Source organism: Rhizobium sp. Leaf341, from assembly GCF_001424325.1.
GTDB lineage: Bacteria > Pseudomonadota > Alphaproteobacteria > Rhizobiales > Rhizobiaceae > Ferranicluibacter.
The window spans coordinates 89,386-115,502 of record NZ_LMPE01000005.1 but is presented as its reverse complement, the minus strand read 5'-3'; the positions used below and the strand labels follow the sequence as shown (position 1 = coordinate 115,502).

The 26,117-nt window shown below is 65.0% G+C and carries 24 protein-coding genes and 1 pseudogene; 14 read left to right on the top strand and 11 right to left on the bottom strand.

The window, feature by feature from the left end; translation table 11 throughout:
• Positions 1 to 121 precede the first annotated feature (121 nt).
• From cyoA to ASG03_RS07685, 5 genes are read left to right on the top strand one after another with little or no spacing between them, the layout of a single operon-like run.
• Positions 122 to 1,369, top strand: a complete 1,248-nt coding sequence (gene cyoA, locus ASG03_RS07705) for a ubiquinol oxidase subunit II (RefSeq protein WP_082475617.1) — start codon at positions 122 to 124, stop codon at positions 1,367 to 1,369.
• Positions 1,370 to 1,417: 48 nt separating this feature from the next.
• Positions 1,418 to 3,418 (top strand): cytochrome o ubiquinol oxidase subunit I, encoded by a 2,001-nt coding sequence (gene cyoB, locus ASG03_RS07700; RefSeq protein WP_062693162.1) that lies wholly within the window; start codon positions 1,418 to 1,420, stop codon positions 3,416 to 3,418.
• Positions 3,419 to 3,420: 2 nt separating this feature from the next.
• Positions 3,421 to 4,050 (top strand): cytochrome o ubiquinol oxidase subunit III, encoded by a 630-nt coding sequence (cyoC, locus tag ASG03_RS07695; RefSeq protein WP_062474935.1) that lies wholly within the window; start codon positions 3,421 to 3,423, stop codon positions 4,048 to 4,050.
• Positions 4,047 to 4,448: a cytochrome o ubiquinol oxidase subunit IV gene (gene cyoD, locus ASG03_RS07690; protein WP_062474932.1), complete on the top strand. Its 402-nt coding sequence runs from the start codon at positions 4,047 to 4,049 to the stop codon at positions 4,446 to 4,448. Before cyoC ends, cyoD begins: the two co-directional genes overlap by 4 nt.
• Positions 4,438 to 5,274 (top strand): SURF1 family protein, encoded by an 837-nt coding sequence (locus tag ASG03_RS07685; protein ID WP_082475616.1) that lies wholly within the window; start codon positions 4,438 to 4,440, stop codon positions 5,272 to 5,274. The genes cyoD and ASG03_RS07685 overlap by 11 nt, the downstream gene beginning before the upstream one ends.
• Before the next feature lie 82 nt (positions 5,275 to 5,356).
• Here the strand turns inward: ASG03_RS07685 and ASG03_RS07680 are convergent, their stop codons facing one another.
• Complete coding sequence (locus tag ASG03_RS07680; protein ID WP_062474929.1) at positions 5,357 to 6,373, bottom strand: Ldh family oxidoreductase; 1,017 nt, start codon at positions 6,371 to 6,373, stop codon at positions 5,357 to 5,359.
• 60 nt (positions 6,374 to 6,433) lie between these two features.
• Positions 6,434 to 7,417: an AraC family transcriptional regulator gene (locus tag ASG03_RS07675; RefSeq protein WP_062474926.1), complete on the bottom strand. Its 984-nt coding sequence runs from the start codon at positions 7,415 to 7,417 to the stop codon at positions 6,434 to 6,436.
• 336 nt (positions 7,418 to 7,753) lie between these two features.
• Between ASG03_RS07675 and ASG03_RS07670 the strand changes: the two genes are divergently transcribed.
• Positions 7,754 to 8,794 carry an NAD(P)-dependent alcohol dehydrogenase gene (locus ASG03_RS07670; RefSeq protein ID WP_062474923.1) on the top strand — a complete coding sequence of 347 codons (1,041 nt, stop codon included), beginning with the start codon at positions 7,754 to 7,756 and terminating at the stop codon, positions 8,792 to 8,794.
• Between the two features lie 62 nt (positions 8,795 to 8,856).
• Here the strand turns inward: ASG03_RS07670 and ASG03_RS07665 are convergent, their stop codons facing one another.
• The 3 genes from ASG03_RS07665 to ASG03_RS07655 all read right to left on the bottom strand — a co-directional run bounded on the left by ASG03_RS07665 (position 8,857) and on the right by ASG03_RS07655 (position 11,697).
• A complete protein-coding gene (locus tag ASG03_RS07665; protein ID WP_200934692.1) occupies positions 8,857 to 9,957 on the bottom strand; it encodes a methyl-accepting chemotaxis protein in 1,101 nt (366 codons plus the stop codon).
• A gap of 112 nt (positions 9,958 to 10,069) precedes the next feature.
• On the bottom strand, positions 10,070 to 10,534 hold the full coding sequence (locus ASG03_RS07660; RefSeq protein WP_062474920.1) for an Lrp/AsnC ligand binding domain-containing protein: 465 nt from the start codon (positions 10,532 to 10,534) through the stop codon (positions 10,070 to 10,072).
• The gene (locus ASG03_RS07655) at positions 10,534 to 11,697 is read right to left on the bottom strand and encodes a M20 aminoacylase family protein (protein WP_062693161.1); all 1,164 of its coding nucleotides are present in this window, start codon (positions 11,695 to 11,697) and stop codon (positions 10,534 to 10,536) included. The genes ASG03_RS07660 and ASG03_RS07655 overlap by 1 nt, the downstream gene beginning before the upstream one ends.
• Before the next feature lie 181 nt (positions 11,698 to 11,878).
• Here ASG03_RS07655 and ASG03_RS07650 point away from each other — a divergent pair, with 181 nt between their 5' ends.
• Together ASG03_RS07650 and ASG03_RS07645 are read left to right on the top strand one after the other, a co-directional pair.
• Positions 11,879 to 13,006, top strand: a complete 1,128-nt coding sequence (locus ASG03_RS07650) for a D-alanyl-D-alanine carboxypeptidase family protein (protein WP_062475753.1) — start codon at positions 11,879 to 11,881, stop codon at positions 13,004 to 13,006.
• An 89-nt stretch (positions 13,007 to 13,095) separates the two neighbouring features.
• Positions 13,096 to 14,289, top strand: a complete 1,194-nt coding sequence (locus ASG03_RS07645) for a CobW family GTP-binding protein (RefSeq protein WP_062693160.1) — start codon at positions 13,096 to 13,098, stop codon at positions 14,287 to 14,289.
• 71 nt (positions 14,290 to 14,360) lie between these two features.
• Here ASG03_RS07645 and ASG03_RS07640 read toward each other — a convergent pair.
• The 5 genes and pseudogenes from ASG03_RS07640 to ASG03_RS21775 form a co-directional block, all read right to left on the bottom strand.
• Positions 14,361 to 14,585: pseudogene (locus ASG03_RS07640) on the bottom strand (sulfurtransferase TusA family protein); the annotation flags it as partial.
• A gap of 98 nt (positions 14,586 to 14,683) precedes the next feature.
• Positions 14,684 to 16,261 (bottom strand): L,D-transpeptidase family protein, encoded by a 1,578-nt coding sequence (locus ASG03_RS07635; RefSeq protein ID WP_062693159.1) that lies wholly within the window; start codon positions 16,259 to 16,261, stop codon positions 14,684 to 14,686.
• Positions 16,262 to 16,524: 263 nt separating this feature from the next.
• A complete protein-coding gene (locus ASG03_RS07630) occupies positions 16,525 to 17,478 on the bottom strand; it encodes an acetyl-CoA carboxylase carboxyltransferase subunit alpha (protein WP_062693158.1) in 954 nt (317 codons plus the stop codon).
• 65 nt (positions 17,479 to 17,543) lie between these two features.
• The gene (gene xerD, locus ASG03_RS07625) at positions 17,544 to 18,503 is read right to left on the bottom strand and encodes a site-specific tyrosine recombinase XerD (protein WP_062693411.1); all 960 of its coding nucleotides are present in this window, start codon (positions 18,501 to 18,503) and stop codon (positions 17,544 to 17,546) included.
• Positions 18,500 to 18,661, bottom strand: coding sequence for a hypothetical protein (locus ASG03_RS21775; protein ID WP_164490738.1), 162 nt, complete (start codon positions 18,659 to 18,661; stop codon positions 18,500 to 18,502). The genes xerD and ASG03_RS21775 overlap by 4 nt, the downstream gene beginning before the upstream one ends.
• Positions 18,662 to 18,876: 215 nt before the next feature.
• Here ASG03_RS21775 and ASG03_RS07620 point away from each other — a divergent pair, with 215 nt between their 5' ends.
• The 3 genes from ASG03_RS07620 (at position 18,877) to ASG03_RS07610 (ending at position 21,970) form a co-directional block, all read left to right on the top strand.
• The gene (locus ASG03_RS07620) at positions 18,877 to 19,458 is read left to right on the top strand and encodes a shikimate kinase (protein WP_062474906.1); all 582 of its coding nucleotides are present in this window, start codon (positions 18,877 to 18,879) and stop codon (positions 19,456 to 19,458) included.
• Positions 19,459 to 19,523: 65 nt separating this feature from the next.
• On the top strand, positions 19,524 to 20,657 hold the full coding sequence (gene aroB / locus ASG03_RS07615; protein WP_062693157.1) for a 3-dehydroquinate synthase: 1,134 nt from the start codon (positions 19,524 to 19,526) through the stop codon (positions 20,655 to 20,657).
• The gene (locus ASG03_RS07610; RefSeq protein ID WP_062693156.1) at positions 20,654 to 21,970 is read left to right on the top strand and encodes an HlyC/CorC family transporter; all 1,317 of its coding nucleotides are present in this window, start codon (positions 20,654 to 20,656) and stop codon (positions 21,968 to 21,970) included. The genes aroB and ASG03_RS07610 overlap by 4 nt, the downstream gene beginning before the upstream one ends.
• A gap of 4 nt (positions 21,971 to 21,974) precedes the next feature.
• Here ASG03_RS07610 and ASG03_RS07605 read toward each other — a convergent pair whose 3' ends face one another.
• Positions 21,975 to 22,256, bottom strand: coding sequence for a BolA family protein (locus ASG03_RS07605; protein ID WP_062474895.1), 282 nt, complete (start codon positions 22,254 to 22,256; stop codon positions 21,975 to 21,977).
• 175 nt (positions 22,257 to 22,431) lie between these two features.
• On the opposite strand from ASG03_RS07605, the gene ASG03_RS07600 reads away from it, so the two are divergent.
• The 3 genes from ASG03_RS07600 (at position 22,432) to cobT (ending at position 26,034) form a co-directional block, all read left to right on the top strand.
• A complete protein-coding gene (locus tag ASG03_RS07600) occupies positions 22,432 to 23,070 on the top strand; it encodes a J domain-containing protein (protein ID WP_062474893.1) in 639 nt (212 codons plus the stop codon).
• A gap of 65 nt (positions 23,071 to 23,135) precedes the next feature.
• Entirely contained in the window at positions 23,136 to 24,131 is a 996-nt protein-coding gene (gene cobS, locus ASG03_RS07595) for a cobaltochelatase subunit CobS (protein ID WP_062474891.1), read from the top strand.
• 4 nt (positions 24,132 to 24,135) lie between these two features.
• Complete coding sequence (gene cobT, locus ASG03_RS07590; protein WP_062693155.1) at positions 24,136 to 26,034, top strand: cobaltochelatase subunit CobT; 1,899 nt, start codon at positions 24,136 to 24,138, stop codon at positions 26,032 to 26,034.
• Positions 26,035 to 26,117: the final 83 nt, after the last annotated feature.

Sequence of the window (26,117 nt, the reverse complement as noted above, 5' to 3'; positions counted from 1 at the left end):
ACGCGGCAGCACGTTTTGCCGCAGGGCATCATTTTTGCTGCGGTGCGACCAAACACCTCATATCGTTCGTGGTCGCAGGGTATTACTCGCAGGGCACAGACAACGAAAAGAGCATTGGACCATGGCGAACCTCTATCGACACGCTTGTCGCATCCTCATGCTGCCGCTGCTGGCGGGGCTTGCCGGCTGCAACATGGTGGTGATGTCTCCCTCGGGCGACATCGCAGCACAGCAGCGCGACCTTATCCTGGTCTCCACCTTTCTGATGCTCCTGATCATCATTCCGGTGATCGTGCTGACCCTGTACTTCGCCTGGCACTATCGCCGTGCGAACACGCAGGCCGTCTACGATCCAGAATGGCACCATTCCACGCGTCTGGAAGTGGTGATCTGGTCTGCGCCGCTCGCCATCATCATCGCACTCGGCGCCGTCACCTGGATCAGCACGCACAAGCTCGATCCCTATCGCCCGATCGACCGCCTGGACGCGGAGCGCGCCGTTCCCGCCGACGTCAAGCCGCTGACCGTGGAGGTCGTCGCGCTCGACTGGAAATGGCTGTTCTTCTATCCGGACTACGGGATCGCCACGGTGAATGAACTGGCGGCGCCCGTGGACGTGCCGATCAACTTCAAGATCACTGCGTCCTCGGTCATGAACTCCTTCTACATCCCGGCGCTCGCCGGACAGATCTACGCCATGCCGGGGATGCAGACGCGGCTCCATGCCGTGATCAACGCGCCGGGCGAGTTCGAGGGCTTCTCCGCGAATTACAGCGGCGCCGGCTTCTCACACATGCGCTTCAAGTTCCATGGTCTTGATCAGGCCGGCTTCGACGGCTGGGTCTCCAAGGTCAAGCAGCAGGGCACCATGCTCAACCGCGATGCCTATCTGAAGCTCGAAAAGCCGAGCGAGCGGGAGCCGGTTCGCTATTACGGCGGCGTCGAGAACGGTCTCTACGAGGCAGTCCTCAACATGTGCGCCCAGCCGGGCAAGATGTGCATGAACGAAATGATGCATGTCGACATGATGGGTGGCGGCGGCGAAGAGAGCGAAGCCAACCGCGAACGCCTGCAGTATGACAACCGCCACGCCGGCACCGGCGACGGCACGAACTCGGCAACCTTCCCCGCAACCGGCCAGCCGGCGCGCGGACAGGGCGCACCCGAAGGCACGACCGGACAGGATGCCGAGGGCCAGTCCGGCAGCGGCGCACAGCCGATGCAGCACGACATGCAGAACATGAACGGTCACGATATGGACGGCCACCAGATGGGTGGCGAAAACCCGCAGGCTCCGGCCTCCGACAGCGGCTCCTCGACGCCAGACAAAGGCTCGATCGCGCCCGAACAGCTGAACAACTCGAAATGATCGCGGCGCTTTTCCGCACCGCTTGCGACTGTAAGAACTGGGGTCACCATGTTTAATCAGGACATTTCCAGCCTCGTCTTCGGACGATTGACCTTGGAAGCCTTTCCCTACCACGAGCCGATCCTCGTGCTCACCTTCATCGGCGTCGTCCTTGGCGGCCTCGCGGTCGTCGGCGCGCTCACCTATTTCAAGCTCTGGGGCTATCTCTGGAAGGAGTGGCTGACGAGCGTGGACCACAAGAAAATCGGGATCATGTACGTGATCCTCGCGCTGATCATGCTGCTGCGCGGCTTTGCCGACGCGCTGATGATGCGCACGCAGCAGGCCATCGCCTTCAACGGCAATGAAGGCTTCCTGCCGCCGCATCACTACGACCAGGTGTTCACCGCGCACGGCGTGATCATGATCTTCTTCATGGCGATGCCCTTCGTCACCGGCCTGATGAACTTCGTCGTGCCGCTGCAGATCGGAGCCCGCGACGTCTCGTTCCCGTTCCTCAACAATTTCTCGTTCTGGATGACAGCGGCCGGCGCGGCGATCATCATGATCTCGCTCTTCGTGGGCGAATTCGCCCGCACGGGCTGGCTTGCCTATCCGCCGCTTTCCGGCGCCGACTATAGCCCCGGCGTGGGGGTCGACTATTATATCTGGGGCCTGCAGGTGGCGGGTGTCGGCACGACCTTGTCGGGCATCAACCTGATCGCGACCATCGTGAAGATGCGCGCACCGGGCATGACCATGATGAAGATGCCGATCTTCACCTGGACCTCGCTCTGCACGAACGTGCTGATCGTCGCGTCCTTCCCGATCCTGACCGCCACGCTCGCGCTGCTGTCGCTCGACCGCTATGTCGGCACGCACTTCTTCACGAACGATCTCGGCGGCAACCCGATGATGTATGTGAACCTGATCTGGATCTGGGGTCACCCGGAGGTCTACATCCTGATCCTGCCGGCCTTCGGCATCTTCTCGGAAATCGTCGCCACCTTCTGCGGCAAGCGCCTGTTCGGCTATGCCTCGATGGTCTACGCGACGGTCGTCATCACCATCCTGTCCTATCTCGTCTGGCTGCACCACTTCTTCACCATGGGCTCGGGCGCCAGCGTCAACGCCTTCTTCGGCATCACCACGATGATCATCTCGATCCCGACGGGTGCGAAGATCTTCAACTGGCTCTTCACGATGTATCGTGGGCGCATCCGGTTCGAGGTTCCCATGCTCTGGACCCTCGGTTTCATGGTGACCTTCGTCATCGGCGGCATGACGGGCGTCCTGCTCGCTGTTCCCCCGGCCGATTTCGTGCTGCATAACTCGCTGTTCCTCATCGCCCACTTCCACAACGTCATCATCGGCGGCGTGGTGTTCGGCGTCATGGCCGGCGTCACCTACTGGTTCCCGAAGGCCTTCGGCTACAAGCTGAACGACTTCTGGGGCAAGATGAGCTTCTGGTTCTGGCTGGTCGGCTTTTACTTCGCCTTCATGCCGCTCTACGTGCTCGGCCTGATGGGCGTCACGCGCCGCCTCAGCCAGTTCGAGGATCCGTCGCTGCAGATCTGGTTCATCATCGCCGCCTTCGGGGCCCTCCTGATCGCGCTCGGCATCGCCTCGTTCATCATCTCGCTCGTCGTCAGCTTCCTGCAGCGCGAGAAGCTGCGCGACGTGACGGGCGATCCCTGGAACGGCCGGACGCTCGAATGGTCGACCTCGTCGCCGCCGCCGGACTACAACTTCGCCTTCACGCCCGTCATCCACGACCATGACTCGTGGTACGACATGAAGAGCCGCGGCTATGCCCGTCCGCTCGAGGGCTTCAAGCCGATCCACATGCCGCGGAACACCGGCACGGGGATCATCCTCAGCGGCCTCAGCGTGGCCTTTGCCTTCGGCGTGATCTGGTACATCTGGTGGCTGGCCATCGTTGCCTTCGTCGGCATCATCGCGGTCTCCATCGGACATACCTTCAACTACAACCGCGATTTCTACATCCCGGCGGAAGACGTCGTCGCAACGGAAGGGGAGCGCACACGGCAGCTCTCCGGGCAGGCCTGAACATGAGCGCACCGACACACAACCCTGTCGCCGAAGGCGAAAAGCCGGTCTTCTACATGACGGAGGACCATCATCCGGAGAACAGCACGGGCCTCGGCTTCTGGCTGTACCTGATGAGCGACTGCCTGATCTTCGCGATCCTGTTCGCCACCTATGCCGTGCTCGGCCGCTCCTATGCGGCCGGGCCGTCACCGGCCGACCTGTTCGACCTGAAGCTGGTGGCGATCAACACGTCCATGCTGCTTCTGTCGTCGATCACCTACGGCTTCGCGATGCTGCAGATGGAGCGCAACGCCAAGACAGAGACGCTGTTCTGGCTCGGGATCACCGGCATCTTCGGCGCGATCTTCATCGGTCTTGAAATCTACGAGTTCGTGCACCTGATCCATGAAGGCGCCGGCCCGGGTCGCAGCGCCTTCCTGTCGGCGTTCTTCGTGCTGGTCGGCACCCACGGGCTGCACGTGACCTTCGGCATCATCTGGCTGATCACGCTGATGGCCCAGGTGTCGATGAAGGGCCTGATCCCGGAAAACCGCCGCCGCCTGATGTGCCTTTCGATGTTCTGGCACTTCCTCGACGTCGTCTGGATCGGCGTCTTCTCGATTGTCTACCTGATCGGAGTTCTCGGATGAGCACACACGCCCCCCTGCACGAGGACGCGCACGAGGCCCATCACGGCCATAGCCACGGTCACGAAGCGTCTCACGGCTCCTTCAAGAGCTACATGACCGGCTTCGTCCTCTCGATCATCCTCACGGCCATCCCCTTCTGGCTGGTCATGGGCGAAGTGTTCGAGAACAAGGCCCTCACGGCCGGGCTCGTCATGGTCTTCGCCGTCGTGCAGATCGTCGTGCACATGGTCTACTTCCTGCACATGAACACCAAATCCGAAGGCGGATGGACGATCATGGCTTTGATCTTCACGCTCGTGCTGATCGTCATCGCTCTGTCCGGCTCGCTCTGGGTCATGCACCATCTGAACACGAACATGATGACCATGACCCCGGACATGATGCGCAATGTCCCCTGATCCTTCCCGGCGGCCGGACACGGCCGCCGGATCCACGCGCAGGGCAGGCACCAACGATGCGCTCGCGCCTCCGGGCGCCGCCGTTTCACGCGGCCGATCCCGCAGAGGGCTCGTCGTTTTCGGGGTTGCGTCGGCCTTCGTGACGGTCGTGCTCCTGGCGCTCGGCATCTGGCAGGTTCAGCGCCTCTTCTGGAAGCTCGATCTGATCGAACGGGTGAATGCCCGGGTCCATGCCGCCCCGGTCGAGGCGCCCCAGGCCGACCAGTGGTCGGCGATCACCGCAGGGAACGACGAGTACCGACATGTCCGCGTCACCGGCACCTTCCGTCACGCGGCGGAAACGCTGGTGCAGGCGACGACCGAGCGCGGCCCGGGCTTCTGGGTCGTGACGCCGCTCGTTCGCGACGACGGCACCACCGTCCTCGTCAACCGGGGCTTCGTTCCGCCCGACCGGCGCGATCCTGCAAGCCGGTCCGCCGGCAATGCGGCCGGCGAAGCCACGATCGTCGGCCTGCTGCGCCTTTCCGAGCCGGGCGGCGGATTTCTCCGCAAGAACGATCCTCCCGGCAATCGCTGGTATTCCCGGGATGTTGCCGCGATCGCCGCTGCGCGCGGGCAGGACCGGACGGCTCCCTACTTCATCGATGCCGATGGCACGGCCAATCCGGGCGGACTGCCGGTCGGCGGCCTCACGCGCATCGTCTTTCCCAACAATCACCTCGTCTACGCCCTGACCTGGTTTGCGCTCGCGGCTATGCTGATGGGGGCCATGGTGATGATCGGTCGCCGGGAATGGGCGCGGGCCGCCGTTGACCCCAAGGCCTGAACGGCCTGCCGTTCCCGGGTCCTCAGCCCACGATCCCGGGCCTGAACGGTTCGGAACCCCAACCCCGACGATCAGGTCGTTCTTAGCCGAGCAGTGCGAGCAGGTCGTCGTGCAGCGACTTCGGGATCTCGACGCTGCCATTGGCATGGCTGCGTTCGCGGGCGGCGTAGCGACGCTGCGAGGGAAGACGGGCGCCCTGGCCGACGATCGCGTCGAACAGCACCTCCGCCCGCTCGGCATGTTCCGCTGCGTGCCCACCCGAGAGCAGGTTCGGGTCGAAGGCCAGCAGGAGTTCGCCGTGGCAGGGCGTGACCCCGGCGCCCGCATCGAAGATCTGGGACGCGCGGCTTGTCAGGTCGCCGATCAGCGGCCCGGCCATCAGCTCGACCATGGCGGAGAGGGCCGAACCCTTATGCCCGCCGAATGTCAGCATCGCCCCCGCCATGGCCGCTTCCGGGTCGGTCGTCGGCGCACCGTCCTTGTCGATCGCCCACCCCTCGGGGATCGGCTTTCCGGCACGCCGGTGCAGTTCGATCTCGCCGCGCGCGGATGCGCTGGTGGCAAAGTCGAACACGAAGGGATAGGGGCCCGGACGCGGCCAGGCAAAGGCGATCGGGTTGGTCCCGAACACCGGCTTCGTGCCGCCGGCGGGCGCAACCCAGCTGTGGCTCGGCGTCATGGCCAGGGCCGCAAGGCCGGCAGCGGCGAGACGTTCGACCTCGGGCCAGAGCGCGGAAAAGTGATAGCAATTGTTGATGGCAAGCGCGGCTACGCCCTGCGTGCGCGCCTTCTCCTGCAGCAAGGGCAGGCCGAGCCGAAAGGCAAGTGGCGAGAATCCGAACTTTGCGTCGACCCGGACGATGCCGGGGGCCTGGTCGAAAATCTCCGGCACCGCCGCCGTGTCGACCTTGCCCTTGCGGATGGCATCGGCGCAGCTCAGCACGCGATAGAGCCCGTGCGAATGGCACTCGTCGATCTGTCCGGCCATGACCAGGTCGGCCAGCGCCTCGCAATGATCGGACGTAAGGCCGGCCCGGGCGAGCGCCTGCAGGCTCAGGGCGCGGGCGTCGTCGAGGGACAGGCGGACGGTTTCGGTCATGGGAACTCCGGTTCGATGCGGGATCGTGGTGTGGGTTTTCGGGAGAGAGCGTGGAGGGGCTCAGCCCTCGCTCAGCATTTCCGGCTCTCTGCCCCGGCGATCGGTGAGAGAGCGGCGCGTGCGACCGACGTCGCGCAGCGGCGGTGCGCCGAACTGGCGGGCGTATTCGCGGCTGAACTGGGAGGGGCTTTCGTAGCCCACCTGATGGCCGGCGCTTCCGGCATCCAGCATGGTCTCCACCATCAGCCGGCGGGCTTCCTGCAGACGAAGCTGCTTCTGGTACTGCATGGGGCTCATGGCGGTGATCGCCTTGAAATGGTGATGGAGCGAGGACACGCTCATGCTGACGCGGCGGGCGAGATCCTCGATGCGCAGCGGCAGCGCGTAATGCTCCTTCAGCCAGGCGCAGGCGCGGCCGATCTGGTGCGACTGGCTTTCCACCATTGCCATCTGGCGAAGCCGCGCAGCATGGGGGCCCGTCAGCAGGCGGAAGATCAGCTCCTGCTCGATCAGCGGCAGCAAGGCCGGGATATCGCCGGGCCGGTCGAGGAGCCGCAGCAGGCGGAGCGCGGCGTCCTCGAGCTCGGGCGTCAGCGCGGCCACCGACATGCCGCGCTGCTCCGTCGCCGCACCGTCAGCCGCGGGGCCGGTCGCGGCCTGCGCACCGTCTGCCGCTGCAACCGGCCGGTCGAGCAGGGCAAGAAGCGGCGGGATTTTCGCGACGTCGATCTCGAAGACCATGCCGAGATAGGGGCTTTCGGGCGAGGCCTGGACGATCTGGCTCGTGACCGGAAGATCGAACGAGGTGAGCAGATAGTCGGAGCCGCCATAGATGTAGGTCTCGTGGCCGAGCGTCACCTTTTTCACGCCCTGGGCAATGAGGGCGAAGCTCGGGCGGTAGGCGCCGCAGGAGGGGACGGCCTGATCCGAGCGGCGGTGCAGCGTCAGCCCGGGCACCGGCGTCGCGTGGTCGCCGTCCTCGCTGGCGAAACGGGCAATGATCTCGACGAAGGGTTGGCGGCGGGCGACGGACGGGTCGAACATGAGGGTAAGCCTCTCCTGATGCGGGTGACGGCAGGAACACGATATCTAGCGTGAAAGCCGCTCCGGCTTCAACGTCGGAATTGCCCTATATCGCCTGCCGCTCAGCGGTCGGGAACCGGCAACCCCGCGTGGTGTGAACCGCATGATCCGCTCGTTCGAGCACAGCCATTCCACGACGGGCCGCCTGGCGGGCGAACGCAGTCCCTGCATCAGCATTTGCAGGATCGGGCAAGAAATTTGCAGGAATGGCGCATGCCTTGGTCAGTGATAAATTGCATATTGCCGCGGCCGGCGATGTCTCGCTCGGTTCAGATTTGCAGACAGAAGGAACCACCCATGGCTTTCGCAAAAGGATATGCGGCGACCGACGCGTCGAAGCCGCTCGAACCCTTCACCTTCGAGCGTCGTGCGCCCAACGAAGACGATATCGTCATCGACATCAAGTATTCCGGCATCTGCCATTCCGATATCCACCAGGTCCGCAACGAATGGGGCAACGCCAAGTACCCCATGGTTCCCGGCCATGAAATCGTCGGCATCGTGTCCGCCGTTGGCGCGGGCGTGACCAAGTTCAAGGTGGGCGACAAGGCCGGCGTCGGCTGCTTCGTCAATTCCTGCACGACCTGCGCCACGCGCGATCTCGACCTCGAACACTACATGCCGGGTCTGGTCCAGACCTATAACGATGTCGAGGCCGACGGCACGACGCCGACCTATGGCGGCTATTCCGACAGCATCGTCGTCAAGGAAGGCTACGCGCTCTCCATTCCCGACAATCTGGATTTTGCCGCGACGGCCCCGCTGCTTTGTGCGGGCATCACGCTCTACTCGCCGCTGATGCACTGGAAGGCTGGTCCCGGCAAGAGGGTGGCTGTCGTCGGCATGGGCGGCCTTGGCCATATGGGCGTGAAGATCGGTGCGGCTCTCGGCGCCGAGATCACCGTGCTCAGCCAGTCGCTTTCCAAGAAGGAAGACGGCCTGAAGCTCGGTGCGACGCATTACTACGCAACGAGCGATGCCGAGACGTTCAAGACCCTGGCCGGCACGTTCGACCTCATCCTCTGCACCGTTTCGGCTGAAATCGACTGGAATGCCTATCTCGGCCTGCTGAAGGTCGACGGCGCGTTTGTGCTGCTCGGCATTCCGGAAAATGCGGTTCCGGTCCACGCGTTCTCGCTCGTGCCCGCCCGCCGCAGCGTTGCCGGCTCCATGATCGGCTCGATCAAGGAAACGCAGGAGATGCTCGACTTCTGCGGCAAGCACAACATCGTCTCGGAAATCGAACTGATCCGCATGGATCAGGTCAACGAAGCCTATGAGCGCGTGCTGAAGAGCGACGTGCGCTACCGCTTCGTCATCGACGCCGCGACGATCTGATCGACGTATTGAAGGTCTTTGACCAAGGGGCCACCGGCAACGGTGGCCCCTTTTTCGTGACGTCAGAGCGAGAAGCGCTCGCGGATATCGGCGTCACGTTCGGGTCGCTGGATGACGACGCCGCACCAGCCGAGACCATCATAATCCTCGTAGCCAAGGGTCGGCGCGAAGGCGACCAGCGTTCCGTCGCTCATGTAGTAGCTGCCCCGCTTCATGCCTTCGGGCGGCGTCAGGGCAAAACTGGTGTAGACCAGCGCGGGGCGCGAGGCGGCGATCACCATGCTCTGGCCGTCGAGCAGCAGGACCGTCGTGCGCTCCATGTCCGCCGGCGCGATGTTGGCTTCCTTGTGGACGATCGACTGGCCCTGGTTCGCCCAGTCGAAATAGACGCCGAGCGCACCCACGAGCGGCGCCGTCGAGACGCCGCCCTGTCGGATGCCCGTGGCATAGACCAGCGCATCCGCATTGCCGTGCAGGGGGCTCGGCTTGACGGTATCGACGATGTAGTCGTCGCCCGATTCCGTCTTCATGGCGGCAGCCACCCAGGGTTCGCCGGCAAGCGTCTGGCCCATGACCCCTTTCTGGAAGCTCGGATTGGCGGAGGCGACCGCCCGGCCGGACATGTCCACCATCACCAGGTCGAGATAGACGGTGTAGAAGCGGTTGATGACGCCGAGGCGTTTGGCGGCGAAGGCCTGCGAGGCGCGATCGGGATTTTCCAGGGCCTCCCAGAGGGCCGTATCGGTCGCCCACCAGCGGACGTCGGCGGTCCGCTCGAACAGGTTCCGCACGATGAGCTGAACGAGGGTCTGAGCGAGGTCGACCAGGCGGACGCCCTCCATCTCGTGCACCAGGGCGTCCGACAAGGCGCGCCCGAGATTGACGCGCTCCATCACCTCCTGCTGGAGCTTGGCGGCGATCGTGGCGGAGACGCCGGCCAGCCGCTGCACCTCGCTTGCGACGACCGCAAAGCCCTTGCCGATATCCCCGGCCCGCGCGGCCTCGATGCTCGCATTGATGCCGAGCAGGCGGATGTGGCGGACGATGTCGTCGTTCTCCTGCCGGAAGCTCTCGAGATCAATGCCGATCCGCTCGGTCACGGCCCGCATGGCCCGCGGCGTGGCGCGTGCTTCCGAAATGTCCTTCCTCTCGGGTTCCATCATGGTTGCGACCTTCTGGCTGGACCCACAGGCCCGCACTATTAGTGTGTCCTGATACATAGGCGCACCAAACTTGCGCGGGTATTGTGCAGTGCCCAGAAAGTGACCAGTTCCGCTAGAGCAGCGGCAGGGGACCGTCGTTCTTGATTTCCTCCATCACCGCATAGGTCCGGGTTTCCTTGACGCCCTGGAGCGTCCAGAGAAACTGGCCGAGGAAGTTGCGGTAGGCGCTCATGTCTTCGAAGCGGGTCTTCACCAGATAGTCGAAGCCGCCGGCAACCATGTGGCATTCGATGACGGACGGTGCCTTGCGGATGGCATCGGCGAACGTATCGAAGACCTCCGGCGTCGTCTTGTCCAGCATGACCTCGATGAAGACGAGCAGGCCGAAGCCAAGCCGTTGCGGATCGAGACGCGCGCCGAAGCCCGAAACGAAACCCTCCTTCAGAAGCCGGCGCATGCGTTCGCTGGTGGCGGTCGGCGAGAGGCCAATGCGCTCGGACAGTTCCAGATTGGTGATCCGCCCGTCTGCCTGGAGGATGCTGAGGATCCGCCGGTCGATCTTGTCGATGCCGCTCATCAGGCGCCCAGGCGGCTTTCGGCGAGACGCACCCAATAGGAGATGCCGTGGGGAATGGCCTCGTCGTTGAAGTCGTAGCCCGGATTGTGCAGTCCGGCGCTGTCGCCATTGCCCATGAAGATGAAGGCGCCGGGGCGGGCAAGCAGCATGTAGGAAAAATCCTCCCCGCCCATCATCGGGTCGACATCGCCCGCGACCTGTGCCGCACCGGCGACATCGCTTGCGGCCTGCAGCACATGGCCGGTCTCCGTGGCGTGGTTGACGGTGACGGGGTAGTTGCGTGCGTATCGGACACGCGCCTTCGCGCCGTAGGCTGCGGCCAGATGCGTACAGATCTCGTTGATGCGGCGCTCGGCCATGTCCCGATTTTCGGCCATCAGCGTGCGGACGGTGCCGGCGAGCAGCGCTTGCTCGGGGATGACGTTGTGGGCAAAGCCCGCATTGAACTTGGTGACGGACACGACCACGGCCGACAGCGGGTCGGCCGTGCGCGACGCGATGGTCTGCAGCGCGGTGACGATCTGCGCGCCGAGCACGATCGGATCGATGGTCCGGTGCGGCTGGGCCGCATGGCCGCCACGCCCTTCGATGGTGATGGAAAACTCGTCGGTCGAAGCCATGATGGGGCCGACGCGGGAGGCGAAATGGCCAAGCGGCATGCCCGGCATATTGTGCAGGCCATAGACCTCGGAAATGCCGAAGCGCTCCATCATGCCGTCCTTGACCATCTCGTTGCCGCCACCGCCGCCCTCTTCGGCCGGCTGGAAGATGACGGCGACCGCGCCCTTGAAGTTGCGGGTTTCCGCAAGATACTTGGCGGCGCCGAGCAGCATGGCCGTGTGGCCGTCGTGGCCGCAGGCATGCATCTTGCCGGGTGTCGTGGAGGCGTAGGGCTTGCCGGTCGTCTCCGTCATCGGCAGGGCGTCCATGTCGGCGCGCAGGCCGATGGTGGCGCCATCGCCCAGCCGCCCGCGGATGAGGCCGACCACGCCGGTGCGCCCGAGCCCGGTCACGATCTCGTCAACACCGAAGTCGCGCAGTTTGTTTTCGACGAAGGATGCCGTATTTTCGACCGCAAACAGAAGTTCGGGCCGGCTGTGAAGATGGCGGCGCCACGCTGTGACTTCGTCCTGGAGTTCGGCAGCACGGTTGAGAATCGGCATGGTCTATCCTGTCGGTCGTGGTGGCAGCGCGCGGTCGCAGGGTGGCGGCCGGGCGATTTCGCCGGGCAATCTTCTGGCAAAGGTCTTTGCCTTGCCCCTGCCATATAGGTTAAATAGCGCCTCGGCACGAGGCACTGCCCGAAAATTTCGAGGTTGAACTGTGGTGACTATGAAGATTCGCATGTCCGGTTTCAATGTGGGAGCCGGAGCGTCGGCAGGGGCCAGGCTGGTGGCTGCAGCCCTGGCCGGTACGGTGGCACTGACGGTCGCGGCGCCGGCCCTTGCCAACCCCAAGCTGGTGGTCGACGTCGCGACGCTCAAGGTCTACGAGCAGGAAGACATCTTCCAGCGTTGGTATCCGGCATCGCTGACGAAGCTGATGACGGCCTACACGACGTTTCGTGCCTTGAAAGCCGGTCGCATGACGCTGGAAACGCCGGTGGTGATGTCGAAGCATGCGGCCTCCGAGCAGCCGAGCAAGATGTATCTGAAGCCCGGCGCATCGATGACGCTCGACAGCGCGCTGAAGATGATGCTGATCAAGTCGGCCAACGATATCGCGGTGGCGATCGGCGAGGCGGTCGGCGGCTCCGAGCCCGGTTTTGTCGCCATGATGAATGCCGAGGCGAAGCGGATCGGCATGACGTCGTCGAACTTCGTCAATCCCAACGGCCTTCCCGAGCCCGGACAGTACACGACGGCGCGGGACCTTGCCGTTCTCGCCATCACCATCAAGCGCGAATTTCCCGAATATGCGGCCTATTTCGCCTATGAGGGTTTCACCACCGGCAAGAAGAGCTATCCCAACTACAACATGCTGATCGGCCGCTTCGACGGTGCGGACGGCATGAAGACGGGCTTCATCTGCGCGTCAGGTTTCAACCAGGTGTCATCGGCCACACGCAACGGCCGCAGCGTCGTGTCCGTCGTGCTCGGCGCCGACAGCCTCGGGGGCCGGGCAGACGAGTCGGCCCGCCTCATGCAGATGGCGCTGACGTCGAGCCCGGCGGGAAAGCCGGGCCTCGGGCAGATCGCCCCCTACGGCGACACGCGCGACGTAACGGCCGACATTTCCAAGCAGATCTGTTCGGCACAGGCCGCCAAGGTGCGCAGCGAAGGCCGCGACGAGGCGGGACGCCAGAAGCTGCTGTCGCCCTTCATCCACGAGATCAACCGGCCGCTGAATTTCGTGTCGGCACAGCTCATCCCGGGCCAGGGGGCGAAGGCGGCGGATGCCGACGGCCAGACCGACGGCGCACAGGGCGACGTTGCCAATGTGCCGGTGCCCGTGCCGCGGCCGGTCTTTTAAAGGTCGCAACGCCCGCTCTCCTCGGGCGTGCGGCCCGTCCTCTCTCCCGCATGCCCGCAGAGCCCGGCGTGCCCTTGAAAGCGAGCGCCATGATTACCCGTTTCGATCCGGTGCCGGTCTCGATCCTGACCGGCTTCCTCGGCGCCGGCAAGACGACGCTGCTCAACCGCCTGCTGCAGGATCCGGACCTTGCCGATACGGCCGTCATCATCAACGAGTTCGGCGACGTGTCGCTTGACCATCTGCTGGTGGAGTCCTCCGGCGACGGCGTGATTGAGCTTGCGGATGGATGCCTGTGCTGCACGGTGCGGGGCGAGCTTGTGGATACGCTGGCCGATCTCATGGATCGGATGCAGACGGGAAAGATCCGGCCGCTGAGGCGCGTCGTCATCGAAACCACCGGTCTTGCCGATCCCGCGCCGGTCATGCAATCGGTGATGGGGCATCCGACCCTGGCGCAGAGCTACCGGCTCGACGGCGTGGTGACGGTGGTGGATGCCGTCAACGGCCTCTCGACGCTCGACCATCATGTCGAGGCCGCCAAGCAGATCGCGGTCGCCGACCGCCTGGTGCTGACCAAGGCGACGCTCGGGACGCCCGAAGGCGTCGCGGCGCTGAAGGCCCGTCTGGCCGTTCTCAACCCGCGCGCCCCGGTCATCGATGGCGATCTTCCGGAAACGGGTCGGGCCGCGCTGTTTGCCTGCGGTCTCTATGATCCCGCGACGAAGATCGCCGATGTCGGCCGCTGGCTTCAGGACGAGGCCGATCACGATCATCACCATCATGATCCGGCACACGGGCATGACCCAGAACACCGCCACGATCGCGACCATGCGCATGATCATCATGGCCATCATCACGGGCATGACGCTGCCCATGCGCATCGCCACGACACCAACCGGCATGGCGACGATATCCGCTCCTTCAGCATCGTGCATGACCGGCCGATTTCCGCGATGGCGCTCGACATGTTCGTCGATCTTCTCCGCTCGGCGCATGGCGAGAAGCTTTTGCGCATGAAGGCGATCGTCTGCACCGCGGAGCGGCCCGAGCGGCCCCTGGTGCTGCACGGCGTCCAGCAGATCTTTCACCCCCCGGAGCGGCTGGCTGCCTGGCCGGACCCGGACGATCGGCGCACACGCATGGTGCTGATCACCAAAGGGCTCGAGGAAAACTTCGTCCGCGATCTGTTCGATGCGTTTACCGGCAAGCCCGCGATCGACCGGCCGGACCGGCAGGCGCTTTCGGACAATCCGCTGGCGGTCCCCGGCCTGCGCATGTAACCGCGCCCCTCATGGTAGGGGACACGGCGGGACGGGCACGGGGGTCGGTTCCACGACAGGCGGACGTCGGCTCAGACGGACCCCTTGCGGATGAGAAAGCGGTGGCCGCGCGCGGTCGCCTCCTGATGTTCCAGGCGATGACCGTCCTCGCTGCAGAAATGGGGAATGTCGAGGACGGCAAGCGGGTCGGTGGTTTCCACCCGGACCAGCGTGCCCGTGTCGAGCGATGCCATCCGCCTGCGGGTGCGCATGACGGGGAGGGGGCACTTCAGTCCCTTGAGATCGAGAGAAAGTGCCGGCTCTGGGCCCGGCGGACACGCCGGATCCTGATGACCGGACGAGGCGGGCCCTTCGTCGCCCGCCGTCGACGGCGCTGCGGAGATGAGGCCGGGCTTTACCACAGCTTCCAGAACGGCTTCTTCTTGCCTTCCGGCTGCTGCTCGGCCAACGCCTGCGGCACGGGCATTTCACCTGCAGCCTGAGCGCCTTCGGCTGTGTGTGCGCCGGCGGCGGAGACCTGTGCACCCGTCGTCTGATCGACCGGCGCAGCCTGGCTGACGGCCGTCGGCTGGGCGCCCTTGTGGCCGGGCTTGACGCTGACCTTCCGGGTTTCCACGTTGACCGGTACGGCGGCCGTGGTCTCGCGGCCGGCCCTGGCGGCTGCGCCCGGACCGGAGGCAAGGCTCTGGCCCGTCGTGTCGGCGCTTGCCGTCTGGGGTTCGCCGAGCAGCGGACCGCTGGCGGGCTGGACGGCGGCGACCGGTGCCGGCTTCTTGAACAGATTGCCCCAGAAACCGCCCTGGCCGGGCACCGGCGCGGCGGTCGCGATCTGCGCGACCGGGCGCGGCAGCGGGTTTTCCTGCGGGATCGGCACGCTCTTGCCGTTGCGGGTGCTCTTCTCGAGAGCCGCGGTCTGGATTTCGATCGCCTTCTTGGCCTCTTCAAGCTCGGCGCGGTGGGCTTCCTGCTTCTCGAGATCGGCCACCTTCATCAGCTTGCCGGCGTCGAGCGAGGTGCCCGTCGGGGCGTAGGCGAGTTCGCGGCCGGCGCGCTGCTTGGCGACCACGGCCTTGCGTTCGGCTTCGCTCGGCTCGTACCAGACGAGACCGTCGAGCTTCTTCAGCGCCTTCGCGTAGTCCTCGTCATATTTCTTGTTGTAGCTCGCCAGCGCCATTTCCATGGAGGGCGGCGTCGACAGCGCCGGGCACTGGCCCGTGGGGTTCATCTTGCCGGCGACGCTCTTGTTGAAGACGTATTTCCGGTCGCAGATCGCAAATTCCGGCGGACGCTTGGTGATTTCGAACTGGTCGTAGCCTTCTTTCAGGTTCTTCCAGAAATCGTAATGCGGGCTGTTGCGATGCCGCGCCATGTTCTCGGCCGTCATGCGGAAGGGCAGAGCCTGCAGCTGGATGGTCGACTGGCCGCCCTTGAAGGCGTCGCGGGCGAGCGCGAAGATCTCCTGCATCTGCTCGTCGGTCATCGAGTAGCAACCGGACGAGGAGCAGGCGCCATGGATCATCAGATTGGTGCCGAAGCGGCCGTTTGCGCGGTCGAACTGGTTCGGAAAGCCGGTGTTGATGGCGAGATAGTAGCTGGAATTCGGATTCAGCTGGCCCGGGGCGAGGGGGTAATAGCCCTCGGGCGCCTGACGGTCGCCTTCCTTGACCTTCGGGCCGAGCTTGCCGGACCAGGCACAGATCTTGTACTCGCGCAGCTTCTCGAAGCGGTTGGACGTATTGGCTTTCCAGACCTCGAGTGCGCCTTCTTCCTTGAAGATGCGCAGCATGATCGGCGAGGTCTTCGCCATGCTCATCGCCTGCATCTTCTGGACGATCTTGCCGGACAGTTCGTAGTTGGTCTTGCTGGTGACCTTCTTCAGGTCGACGTCGACGCTATCGACCACTTCTTCCGTGGTGCAGCCCGCCAGAAACAGGCCCATGACGGCGGCAGCGAGAATATGTGTCAGACGCATCGGCAGGAGCCCATCGAAATGAAAGTCGGACGCGACTCTTCCCTAGCGGCCGAGTCTGCCAGAATCAATACGGTTTTATGCTTCACAAATTGTTAACCGCCCGAGCACCCGCGCGTGCGGGACGTCTCCCTCACGCGCAAGCGTCTACGCACAAAGGGCCCGACAATCATAGCCGAAATAGGGCGGGCGTGCCCGGAATAAGGCAGTCGCATCGACGCCCGGCGCAGGGGCGAGTGTCTTTACACCTGGAGCCCCGGTCGCGCCTAGAGCGAGCGACCGATGCTCAGATACTTCTCGCGGCGCTCCTTGCGCAGGTCCTCGCCCTTGCGGCTCGACAGGTCCTTCAGCGCGTCGGCGATGATGCCGCCGGTGCGGTCGATGACGAGATCGGCATCCCGATGCGCGCCGCCGACGGGTTCCTCGATGATGCCGTCGATGACGCCGAAGGCCTTCAGGTCCTCGGCCGTGATCTTCATGTTGGTCGCGGCTTCCTTGGCGCGGGTGGAGTCGCGCCACAGAATGGAGGCGGCACCTTCCGGCGAGATGACCGAGTAGATCGCGTGTTCGAGCATGTAGACGCGGTTGCCGGTGGCAATGGCGATCGCGCCGCCGGATCCGCCTTCACCGAGAACGACGGAAATGATCGGCACCTTGAGATTGAGGCACATCTCGGTGGACCGCGCGATGGCTTCCGCCTGACCGCGCTCTTCCGCGCCGATGCCGGGATAGGCGCCGGCGGTGTCGATCAGCGTGATCAGCGGCAGGTCGAAGCGATCGGCCATCTCCATGACGCGGATCGCCTTGCGATAGCCTTCTGGCCGGGCGCTGCCGAAATTGTGCTTGATGCGCGACTTTGTGTCGTTGCCCTTTTCCTGGCCGATGACGGCCACGGGCATGCCGCGGAAACGGGCAAGGCCTGCCTGGATGGCGGCATCTTCGGCAAACTTCCGGTCGCCGGCGAGCGGCGTGAAGTCCGTGAAGAGACCGGCGGCATATTCCTGGAAGTGCGGGCGCTGCGGATGCCGCGCGACCTGCGTCTTCTGCCAGGGCGTGAGCTTGGAATAGATCTCGACGGTCGCCTCGCGGGCGCGGACCTCGAGCCGTTCGACCTCGTCGCTCGTGTCGATGCTCTCGTCCTCGCCGGCGATCTTCTTCAGCTCGTGAATCTTGCCTTCGAGGTCCGAGATCGGCTTTTCGAAATCGAGATAGTGATGCATGAGATGCGGTTCCGATCGTTTCGACGCGGGTCTCCCGTGGCAGTCCGGAACGGGAGGCGAGCGTCCTAATCCTGTTTTTTGGCCTGTTTGGCAAGAGGGTGATGGTTTTGCACGAGATCGTGCAGCCTTTCCTCGAGCACGTGGGTGTAGATCTGTGTGGTCGAAATGTCCGAATGGCCGAGCAGTTCCTGCACGGCGCGAAGATCCGCGCCATTGGCAAGAAGGTGGCTGGCAAAGGCATGCCGCAGCACATGCGGCGAAATCGAGGCGACGCGGACGCCGGCCCGACCGGCAAGACCCTTCAGGTCGCGCGCAAAGACCTGCCGCGGGAGATGGCCGGTCTCGGAGTTCGCCGGAAACAGCCACGGGCTGTCGTCCGCGTCTCTGGTTTCGCTTGGCCGTGCGGCCGCCTCCGCCTGCATCCGCGCGCCATAGCGCTGCAGCGCCGCGATCGCGCTGCGCGACAGGGGCACCATCCGCTCCTTGTTGCCCTTGCCGCGCACGATGAGAAACCGGCCGTCGCGCGCCAGGACCGAGGCGGGCAGGGAGACGAGTTCGCTGACGCGCATGCCGGTCGCGTAGAGGAGTTCGATCAGGGCCGCCATGCGCAGGCGATCGAGCTGCGGTTCGGCCTCCGCTTCCGCCTCGGCCTGGCCGATCAGGCGGGTCACATCGTCGACGCTCATGGTCTTGGGCAGCGGCCGCCCCTTTTTCGGCGCATCCAGCACGCCGGTCGGATCGTCGGTCCGGATGCCCTCGGCATAGAGAAACTTGTAGAACTGGCGCAGGGCCGACAGGCGGCGGGCCTGCGAGGAGGCCTTGAAGCCCTGCGCGGCGAAGGCGGCGAAATAGGCGCGAAAATCGTCCGGTCCCGCCTCCGCCACGGTCACGCCGCGGCCCTTGAGAAAGGACAGGATGTCTTCGAGATCGCGCTGGTAGGATGAGAGCGTGTTGACGGCTGCGCCGCGCTCGACGCTCATCATCTCCAGGAAGGATTCCAGGTGGGCGGACGACAGATCCATTATCGCGGTGCCAGGCGTTCGGTGTCCAGCCGCTCCGGCGGGATGCGGATCGTCACGTCGCGCTCGGCCGGATCGACGAAGGTGACGAGGGCCAGCATGGTTGCGTAGATGGCGCCCGCGATGATCAGGCAGATGATGAGAAAGCGGACGAGGGTCGGCATGAACGTCTCCGGGGCGTTCGTCTATATGGCCCCCCCTCCGCGCGTTCGCAAGTCGGGCGAAGCCGCGGCACGGGATCGGCGGCACGGGATCGGCGAGCGGGATCGTGGACAGGAGAAGCCGGCGTTGATGGAAAGCCATTGCGCACCCAGCCGCGACTTGACGCTCCCCGTTGTTTTGTCGATAGAACAGGGGAAATGGGGAAAGTCTTGCGGTGATGAGCGACGTGGTCGAGCCGGTTTCGGAAGCGCTGGTCAAGCGGGCGAGGGCCGTGCTCGGCCGGCGCAACCTCGTCTTCGTGGGACTGATGGGGGCCGGCAAGTCCGCGATCGGCCGGCTGACGGCGCAGGCGCTGTCCTTGCCCTTCGTCGATTCCGATCACGAGATCGAGCGCGTGTCGCGCATGACGGTGGCCGAACTGTTCGCGGCCTACGGCGAAACCGAGTTTCGCGCGCTGGAAACGCGGGTGATCAAGCGGCTCCTGCAGTCGGGCGCCCGCATCGTCTCCACCGGCGGCGGTGCCTACATCAACCCGCAGACGCGCCGCCAGATCCAGAAAAGCGGCGTGTCGGTGTGGCTGAATGCCGACCTCGACGTTCTGTGGGAACGGGTCAACAAGCGCGATACGCGGCCGCTGCTGCGGACCGAGAACCCGAAGGGCACGCTTGAGAAGCTGATGATCGAGCGCTACCCGATCTATGCCGAGGCCGATGTCAGCGTCCTGTCGCGCGACGTCAAGAAGGAGCGCATCGTGGAAGAGGTTCTGGAAGCCATCGCCGCGCTTCCGGCGCGAAAATAGGCCAATTCCAAGCCGGGAGCCGACGGGCAGGCATGACCAGGAACAACAATGAGAGCGAGCAAGCGATGAGCGAGACCCCGGCCGTGCGCAAAATCCATGTTCCGCTCGGCGATCGCGCCTACGACATCCTCATCGGTCCGGGCCTCATCGGCTCGGCCGCCGCTCAGATCGCCGCGCGGCTGACCGGTCGGCGGATGGCCGTGGTGACGGACGAGAACGTCGCGCGCCACTACCTGCAGCCGCTGATGGACAGTCTGGCTGAGGCAGGGATCGAGGCCGTGTCCGCCATTCTTCCGGCCGGCGAGAAGACCAAGAGCTTCGAGCACCTCATTCCCGTGTGCGAAACGATCCTCGGAGCGCGCATCGAACGCAACGACGCCGTGATCGCGCTCGGCGGCGGCGTCATCGGCGATCTAACAGGCTTTGCCGCCGGCATTGCGCGGCGCGGGTCGCGTTTCATCCAGATCCCGACCTCGCTTCTGGCCCAGGTGGACAGTTCCGTCGGCGGCAAGACCGGCATCAATTCGCCGCACGGCAAGAATCTCATCGGCGTCTTCCACCAGCCGGATCTCGTGCTGGCCGATACGGACGTGCTCGACACGCTGTCCAAGCGCGAGTTCCGGGCCGGCTATGCCGAAGTCGCCAAATACGGCCTGATCGACAAGCCGGACTTCTTTGCCTGGCTGGAGGCCAACTGGCAGGCGGTGTTTGCCGGCGGCGCGGCGCGCATCGAGGCCATCGCGCTCAGCTGCCAGGCAAAGGCCGACGTCGTGGTGGCGGACGAGCGCGAGACCGGCCGCCGGGCGCTGCTCAATCTCGGCCATACCTTCGGACACGCGCTGGAAGCCGCCACCGCCTATGACGGCGCCCGCCTCGTGCATGGCGAGGGCGTGGCGATCGGCATGGTGCTGGCGCATGCCTTCTCCGCCCGCATGAATCTCGCGAGCCCCGACGTGGCGGCGCGGGTGGAGGCGCATCTGCGCACGGTCGGCCTGCCGACCCGCATGCACGAAATTCCGGGCGGGCTGCCGCCGGCGGAGGTGCTGATGGATGCCATCGCCCAGGACAAGAAGGTGAAGGGCGGCAAGCTGACCTTCATCCTGACGCGCGGCCTCGGCGAGGCCTTCGTCGCCGACGACGTGCCGGCCTCGGCCGTACTTTCGTTCCTTGCCGAAAACCACCCCGATCGCGCGGCATGACCATGGAGGCGCTGACCGCTCTTCTGGTCGCGCATGGGCCGGCCGTTCTGGCCATCCTGCTGATGATCGTGCTGGCCGCCTTCCTGTCCGGTTCGGAAACGGCCCTGACCGCGGTGTCGCGCACGCGCCTTCACACGCTCGATGTCCAGGGCGAGGCGCGTGCCGGCGTGGTCGACCGGCTCGTCGAGCGGCGCGACCGGGCCATCGGCGCGCTGCTGTTTGCCAGCAATCTCGTGCGTGTTCTGGCAACCGCGGTGGCGACCGGCCTGTTCCTCTCGCTTTTCGGCGCACCGGGCGTCGCCTATGCGACGATCGCCATGACCATCCTGCTTGTGGTGCTGGCCGACGTGCTGCCGCGCAGCTGGGCGAATGCCGCGCCGGAGCGCTTCGCCGTCGGTGTCGCGGGGCCGGTGCGCGTGGTTGTCGCCCTCGTCGGGCCGCTGTCGAGCCTGGTGAACGCGACCGTGCGGGCCATCATGCAGGCCTTCGGCTTCAACCTGTCGCACGAGGCGCCCCTGCTGACGGCGCATGAGGAACTGCGCGGGGCGGTGGATTTCCTCCACCGGGAAGGCGCTGTCGTCAAGGCCGATCGCGACCGTGTCAGCGGCGTGCTCGATCTCGACGAACTCGAAGTGTCCGACATCATGGTGCACCGCACGGCGATGCGGGCGCTGAATGCCGATGATCCGTCCGAGGTCAACGTGAAGGCCGTGCTGGAAAGCCCCTTCACGCGCATGCCGGTCTGGCGCGGCTCGGCCGACAACATCATCGGCGTGCTCCACGCCAAGGATCTGCTGCGGGCGCTCGCCGAGCCCGGCGTCCGGCCGGAGACGGTCGATATCGTCAGGATCTCGCAGAAGCCGTGGTACGTGCCGGATGCGACCAACCTTGCAAGCCAGCTCAGCGCGTTCCTGCGCCGCAAGAGCCATTTCGCCATCGTCGTCGACGAATATGGCGAGGTGCGCGGGCTGGTGACGCTGGAAGACATTCTGGAGGAGATCGTCGGGGATATCGCCGACGAGCACGATCTCGACATCCGCGGCGTCCATCAGCAGGCGGATGGCTCGATCGTGGTGGATGGCGGCGTGCCTATCCGCGACCTCAACCGGGCGCTCGACTGGTCGCTGCCCGACGGCGAGGCGACGACGATCGCCGGCCTCGTCATCCACGAATCCCGCACGATCCCGGACGAGCGGCAGGCCTTCACCTTCTACGGCAAGCGCTTCATCGTCATGAAGCGGGTCAAGAACCGGATCACCAAGCTGCGCATCCGCCCCGCGGAGGATCCGCCGAAGGCGCAGGCGTCCGGGTAAATGCCTACCAGCGCGTCTGCTCGCCCGGCGCTGCCGGCTCGACGGCAAGCGCGTGCAGGCCGGCGTCGAGTTCCGGCTTCAGGAGATCGTTGATGGCGCGGTGACGGGCGATGCGCGACATGCCGGTAAAGGCCTCGGCCACGATGCGCACGCGCATGTGCGTCTCGCCGGTGCCGTTGAAGTCGGCATGATGGCCTGCATGCAGGTGGCTCTCGTTGATGACGGCCAGCCGGGAGGGTGCGAAAGCCTCGGTGAGCCTGGATGTGATACGCTGCTCTAGCGACATGGCGTGGCCCCGTTTCTCGGCATGCGGCGGAAGGGTCGCCGGGTGCTCAGATCCTTGGTCGGACCTGCATGCGGGCCCTGCTGAACAGGTCTCCGCGCTCCCGGCAAATCAGCCCCAAAAAGCCTGCAACATTCGCATTTGTCAATTCTTGTTGTGACCTCTCCGTCACACCATAATGTGTGCCATGAAACTCGACTCAAAATACTTCGATACCATCCGGACGAAGCGACGCGGGACCACCCGGAAACCGGAGCCCGTGGCTCCGACGTGCCAGTGGGACGGCTGCGAGGAAAATGGCGGGCATCGCGCCCCGGTCGGACGCAATGCCGAGAACCAGTATTTCATGTTCTGCTTCGAGCACGTGAAGGAATACAACAAGGGTTACAACTACTTTTCCGGGCTCTCGGACAACGAGATCGCGCGCTACCAGAAGGAAGCGCTGACCGGCCACCGTCCAACCTGGACGCTCGGCGTCAACCGCAGTGCGAAGAGCGCGCCGGAGCAGGGCCAGACGCGGTCCGGTTCGGCGGGCGCCAAGGCGCGGATGAGCGATCCGTTCGGCTTCCTGCACGAGGCGCGGGCCCGTCGGCCGCAGCCCGAGCCGCGTCAGCGCAAGCCGAAGACACTGGAAACCAAGGCGTTCGACACGCTCGGTCTGCCGGCGACGGCAACCGCCACCGACATCAAGACCGCCTACAAGGATCTCGTGAAAAAGCATCATCCTGATGCCAATGGCGGAGATCGGGGCTCGGAGGACCGTTTTCGTGAGGTCGTTCAGGCCTACCAATTGTTAAAACAGGCAGGCTTCTGCTAGGAAGAACCCCGTCACACTGCAATGCGATATGAGGCCTGACGCAAAGCGCGGCCGCCGGAGACATGATGAGCAAGGTAGACCTCGATATTTCCAATCTTCCCGATACGACCGTATCCGTCCGCGAGGTCTTCGGCATCGACAGCGACCTGCGCGTGCCGGCCTACTCCAAGGCCGATGCCTACGTGCCCGACAGCGATCCCGACTATCTCTTCGACCGCGAAACCACGCTCGCGATCCTTGCCGGCTTTGCGCACAACCGCCGCGTCATGGTCTCGGGCTATCACGGCACAGGCAAGTCCACGCATATCGAACAGGTCGCCGCACGGCTGAACTGGCCCTGCGTGCGCGTCAATCTCGACAGCCATGTCAGCCGTATCGACCTCGTCGGCAAGGATGCGATCGTCGTCAAGGACGGCATGCAGATCACCGAATTCAAGGACGGCATCCTGCCCTGGGCCTACCAGCACAATGTCGCGCTGGTCTTCGACGAGTATGACGCGGGCCGTCCCGATGTCATGTTCGTGATCCAGCGCGTGCTCGAATCGTCCGGCCGCCTGACCCTGCTTGACCAGAGCCGCGTCATCAGGCCGCACCCCGCCTTCCGCCTGTTCGCCACAGCGAACACGGTCGGCCTCGGCGACACGACCGGCCTCTATCACGGCACGCAGCAGATTAACCAGGCGCAGATGGACCGCTGGTCGATCGTGACCACGCTCAACTATCTGCCGCACGACAACGAGGTCGACATCGTCGCCGCCAAGGTGAAGGGCTTCACCGAGAAGCGCGGTCGCGACACGGTGTCCAAGATGGTGCGTGTTGCCGATCTCACCCGCGCCGCCTTCATCAATGGCGACCTTTCGACCGTCATGAGCCCGCGGACCGTCATCACCTGGGCGGAGAATGCGCATATCTTCGGCGATATCGCCTTTGCCTTCCGCGTGACCTTCCTCAACAAGTGCGACGAGCTGGAGCGGGCCCTCGTGGCGGAGCACTATCAGCGCGCGTTCGGCGTGGAGCTGAAGGAAAGCGCTGCCAACATCGTTCTCGAAGCGACGGCCTGATCGCATGGCAGGGCGCGGCGACAATACGAGACCGAAACCCGGCACGCAGGTGGATGTCGAACCGTTCCGCCGCGCGCTGACCGGCTGCATCCGCTCGATCGCGGGCGAATCCGAGATCGAGGTCGTGTTTGCCAATGAGCGGCCTGGCCTGACCGGCGATCGCATGCGGTTGCCGGACATTTCCCGCCGCCCGACGCGGCAGGAACTGTCGGTGACGCGCGGCATCGGCGACAGCATGGCGCTGCGCAAGGCATGCCACGACGACCGGATCCACGCGACCATGTCGCCCCAGGGCGCGGATGCCCGCGTCATCTTCGATGCCGTGGAGCAGGCGCGCTGCGAGGCCATCGGCTCCATCCGCATGGATGGCGTGGCGGACAACATCACCTCCATGCTGGACGAAAAGTACGCCCGCGCCAATTTCGGCGCCATCGAACGGCAGGCGGATGCGCCGATCGAAGAGGCCGTGGCGCTGATCGTGCGCGAGCGGCTGACCGGGCGCAAGCCGCCGGAATCGGCCGGCAAGGTGCTCGATCTCTGGCGTGCCTTCATCGAGGAAAAGGCCGGCCACGAGATGGAAAACCTCTCGGGCGCCGTCAACGACCAGCAGGCCTTTGCCCGCGTCGTGCGCAACATGCTCGCCTCCATGGACGTGGCGGAGAAATACACCGACGAGGACGCGGAGCCGGACGACCAGGAGACGCAGACCGACGAGGACCAGCCGCGCAGCCAAGAGCAGGACGAGTCGACCTCCGAAGAAGATGCCGGCTCGGATGCCGCACCGTCCGAGGAGAACGAATCTGCCGAAGAGCAGATGGAAGACGGCGAGATGGACGGCGCCGAGATTTCCGACGAGGAAATGTCGGATGACGGTGACGAGGACAGCGAGACGCCCGGCGAGGTCAAGCGGCCGAACAGCCCGTTCGACGACTTCAACGAGAAGGTGGACTATGCCGTCTTCACCGAAGCGTTCGACGAGACCATCACGTCGGAAGAACTCTGCGACGAGGCGGAACTCGACCGCCTGCGCGCCTTTCTCGACAAGCAGCTCTCCCACCTGCAGGGAGCCGTCGGCCGGCTGGCCAACCGGCTGCAGCGTCGCCTGATGGCGCAGCAGAACCGCTCCTGGGAGTTCGACCTCGAGGAAGGCTATCTCGACCCGGCGCGTCTCACCCGCCTCATCATCGATCCCATGCAGCCGCTCTCCTTCAAGCGGGAGAAGGATACGAATTTCCGCGACACCGTGGTGACGTTGCTGATCGACAACTCCGGTTCCATGCGCGGCCGGCCGATCACGGTTGCCGCCACCTGCGCCGATATCCTGGCCCGCACGCTCGAGCGATGTGGCGTCAAGGTCGAGATCCTCGGGTTCACGACGAAGGCCTGGAAGGGTGGCCAGGCCCGCGAGACATGGCTGGCAAGCGGCAAGCCGCAGGCGCCCGGCCGTCTGAACGACCTGCGCCACATCATCTACAAATCGGCCGATGCGCCCTGGCGGCGAGCGCGGCGCAATCTCGGCCTGATGATGCGCGAAGGCCTGCTCAAAGAGAACATCGACGGGGAAGCGCTGATCTGGGCGCATAACCGTCTCCTCGCGCGGCCCGAGCAGCGGCGGATCCTGATGATGATTTCGGACGGCGCGCCGGTCGATGATTCGACGCTGTCGGTCAATCCGGGCAATTATCTCGAGCGGCATCTGCGCGCCGTGATCGAGCAGATCGAAACCCGATCGCCGGTCGAGCTTCTGGCCATCGGCATAGGACACGACGTCACGCGCTATTACCGCCGCGCCGTGACCATCGTGGATGCCGACGAACTCGCCGGTGCGATGACGGAGCAGCTTGCCTCCCTGTTCGACGACGAGAACGGACGCGGCAGACGCGCAGCCCGACGTGCCGGCTGAGGGGACGCTGACGACGGCCTGCCGCCGTCTCCTGCTTGCGGCGGGCCTTTACCTCCTTGCTCTCGCGGGGGGCGGGACCGTGC

Coding starts and splice junctions, on each gene's coding strand:
- cyoA (WP_082475617.1), top strand. CDS start 122: ATGGCGAACCTCTATCGACACGCTTGTCGCATCCTCATGCTGCCGCTG.
- cyoB (WP_062693162.1), top strand. CDS start 1,418: ATGTTTAATCAGGACATTTCCAGCCTCGTCTTCGGACGATTGACCTTG.
- cyoC (WP_062474935.1), top strand. CDS start 3,421: ATGAGCGCACCGACACACAACCCTGTCGCCGAAGGCGAAAAGCCGGTC.
- cyoD (WP_062474932.1), top strand. CDS start 4,047: ATGAGCACACACGCCCCCCTGCACGAGGACGCGCACGAGGCCCATCAC.
- ASG03_RS07685 (WP_082475616.1), top strand. CDS start 4,438: ATGTCCCCTGATCCTTCCCGGCGGCCGGACACGGCCGCCGGATCCACG.
- ASG03_RS07680 (WP_062474929.1), bottom strand. CDS start 6,373: ATGACCGAAACCGTCCGCCTGTCCCTCGACGACGCCCGCGCCCTGAGC.
- ASG03_RS07675 (WP_062474926.1), bottom strand. CDS start 7,417: ATGTTCGACCCGTCCGTCGCCCGCCGCCAACCCTTCGTCGAGATCATT.
- ASG03_RS07670 (WP_062474923.1), top strand. CDS start 7,754: ATGGCTTTCGCAAAAGGATATGCGGCGACCGACGCGTCGAAGCCGCTC.
- ASG03_RS07665 (WP_200934692.1), bottom strand. CDS start 9,957: ATGATGGAACCCGAGAGGAAGGACATTTCGGAAGCACGCGCCACGCCG.
- ASG03_RS07660 (WP_062474920.1), bottom strand. CDS start 10,534: ATGAGCGGCATCGACAAGATCGACCGGCGGATCCTCAGCATCCTCCAG.
- ASG03_RS07655 (WP_062693161.1), bottom strand. CDS start 11,697: ATGCCGATTCTCAACCGTGCTGCCGAACTCCAGGACGAAGTCACAGCG.
- ASG03_RS07650 (WP_062475753.1), top strand. CDS start 11,879: ATGTCCGGTTTCAATGTGGGAGCCGGAGCGTCGGCAGGGGCCAGGCTG.
- ASG03_RS07645 (WP_062693160.1), top strand. CDS start 13,096: ATGATTACCCGTTTCGATCCGGTGCCGGTCTCGATCCTGACCGGCTTC.
- ASG03_RS07635 (WP_062693159.1), bottom strand. CDS start 16,261: ATGCGTCTGACACATATTCTCGCTGCCGCCGTCATGGGCCTGTTTCTG.
- ASG03_RS07630 (WP_062693158.1), bottom strand. CDS start 17,478: ATGCATCACTATCTCGATTTCGAAAAGCCGATCTCGGACCTCGAAGGC.
- ASG03_RS21775 (WP_164490738.1), bottom strand. CDS start 18,661: ATGCCGACCCTCGTCCGCTTTCTCATCATCTGCCTGATCATCGCGGGC.
- ASG03_RS07620 (WP_062474906.1), top strand. CDS start 18,877: ATGAGCGACGTGGTCGAGCCGGTTTCGGAAGCGCTGGTCAAGCGGGCG.
- aroB (WP_062693157.1), top strand. CDS start 19,524: ATGAGCGAGACCCCGGCCGTGCGCAAAATCCATGTTCCGCTCGGCGAT.
- ASG03_RS07610 (WP_062693156.1), top strand. CDS start 20,654: ATGACCATGGAGGCGCTGACCGCTCTTCTGGTCGCGCATGGGCCGGCC.
- ASG03_RS07605 (WP_062474895.1), bottom strand. CDS start 22,256: ATGTCGCTAGAGCAGCGTATCACATCCAGGCTCACCGAGGCTTTCGCA.
- ASG03_RS07600 (WP_062474893.1), top strand. CDS start 22,432: ATGTGTGCCATGAAACTCGACTCAAAATACTTCGATACCATCCGGACG.
- cobS (WP_062474891.1), top strand. CDS start 23,136: ATGAGCAAGGTAGACCTCGATATTTCCAATCTTCCCGATACGACCGTA.
- cobT (WP_062693155.1), top strand. CDS start 24,136: ATGGCAGGGCGCGGCGACAATACGAGACCGAAACCCGGCACGCAGGTG.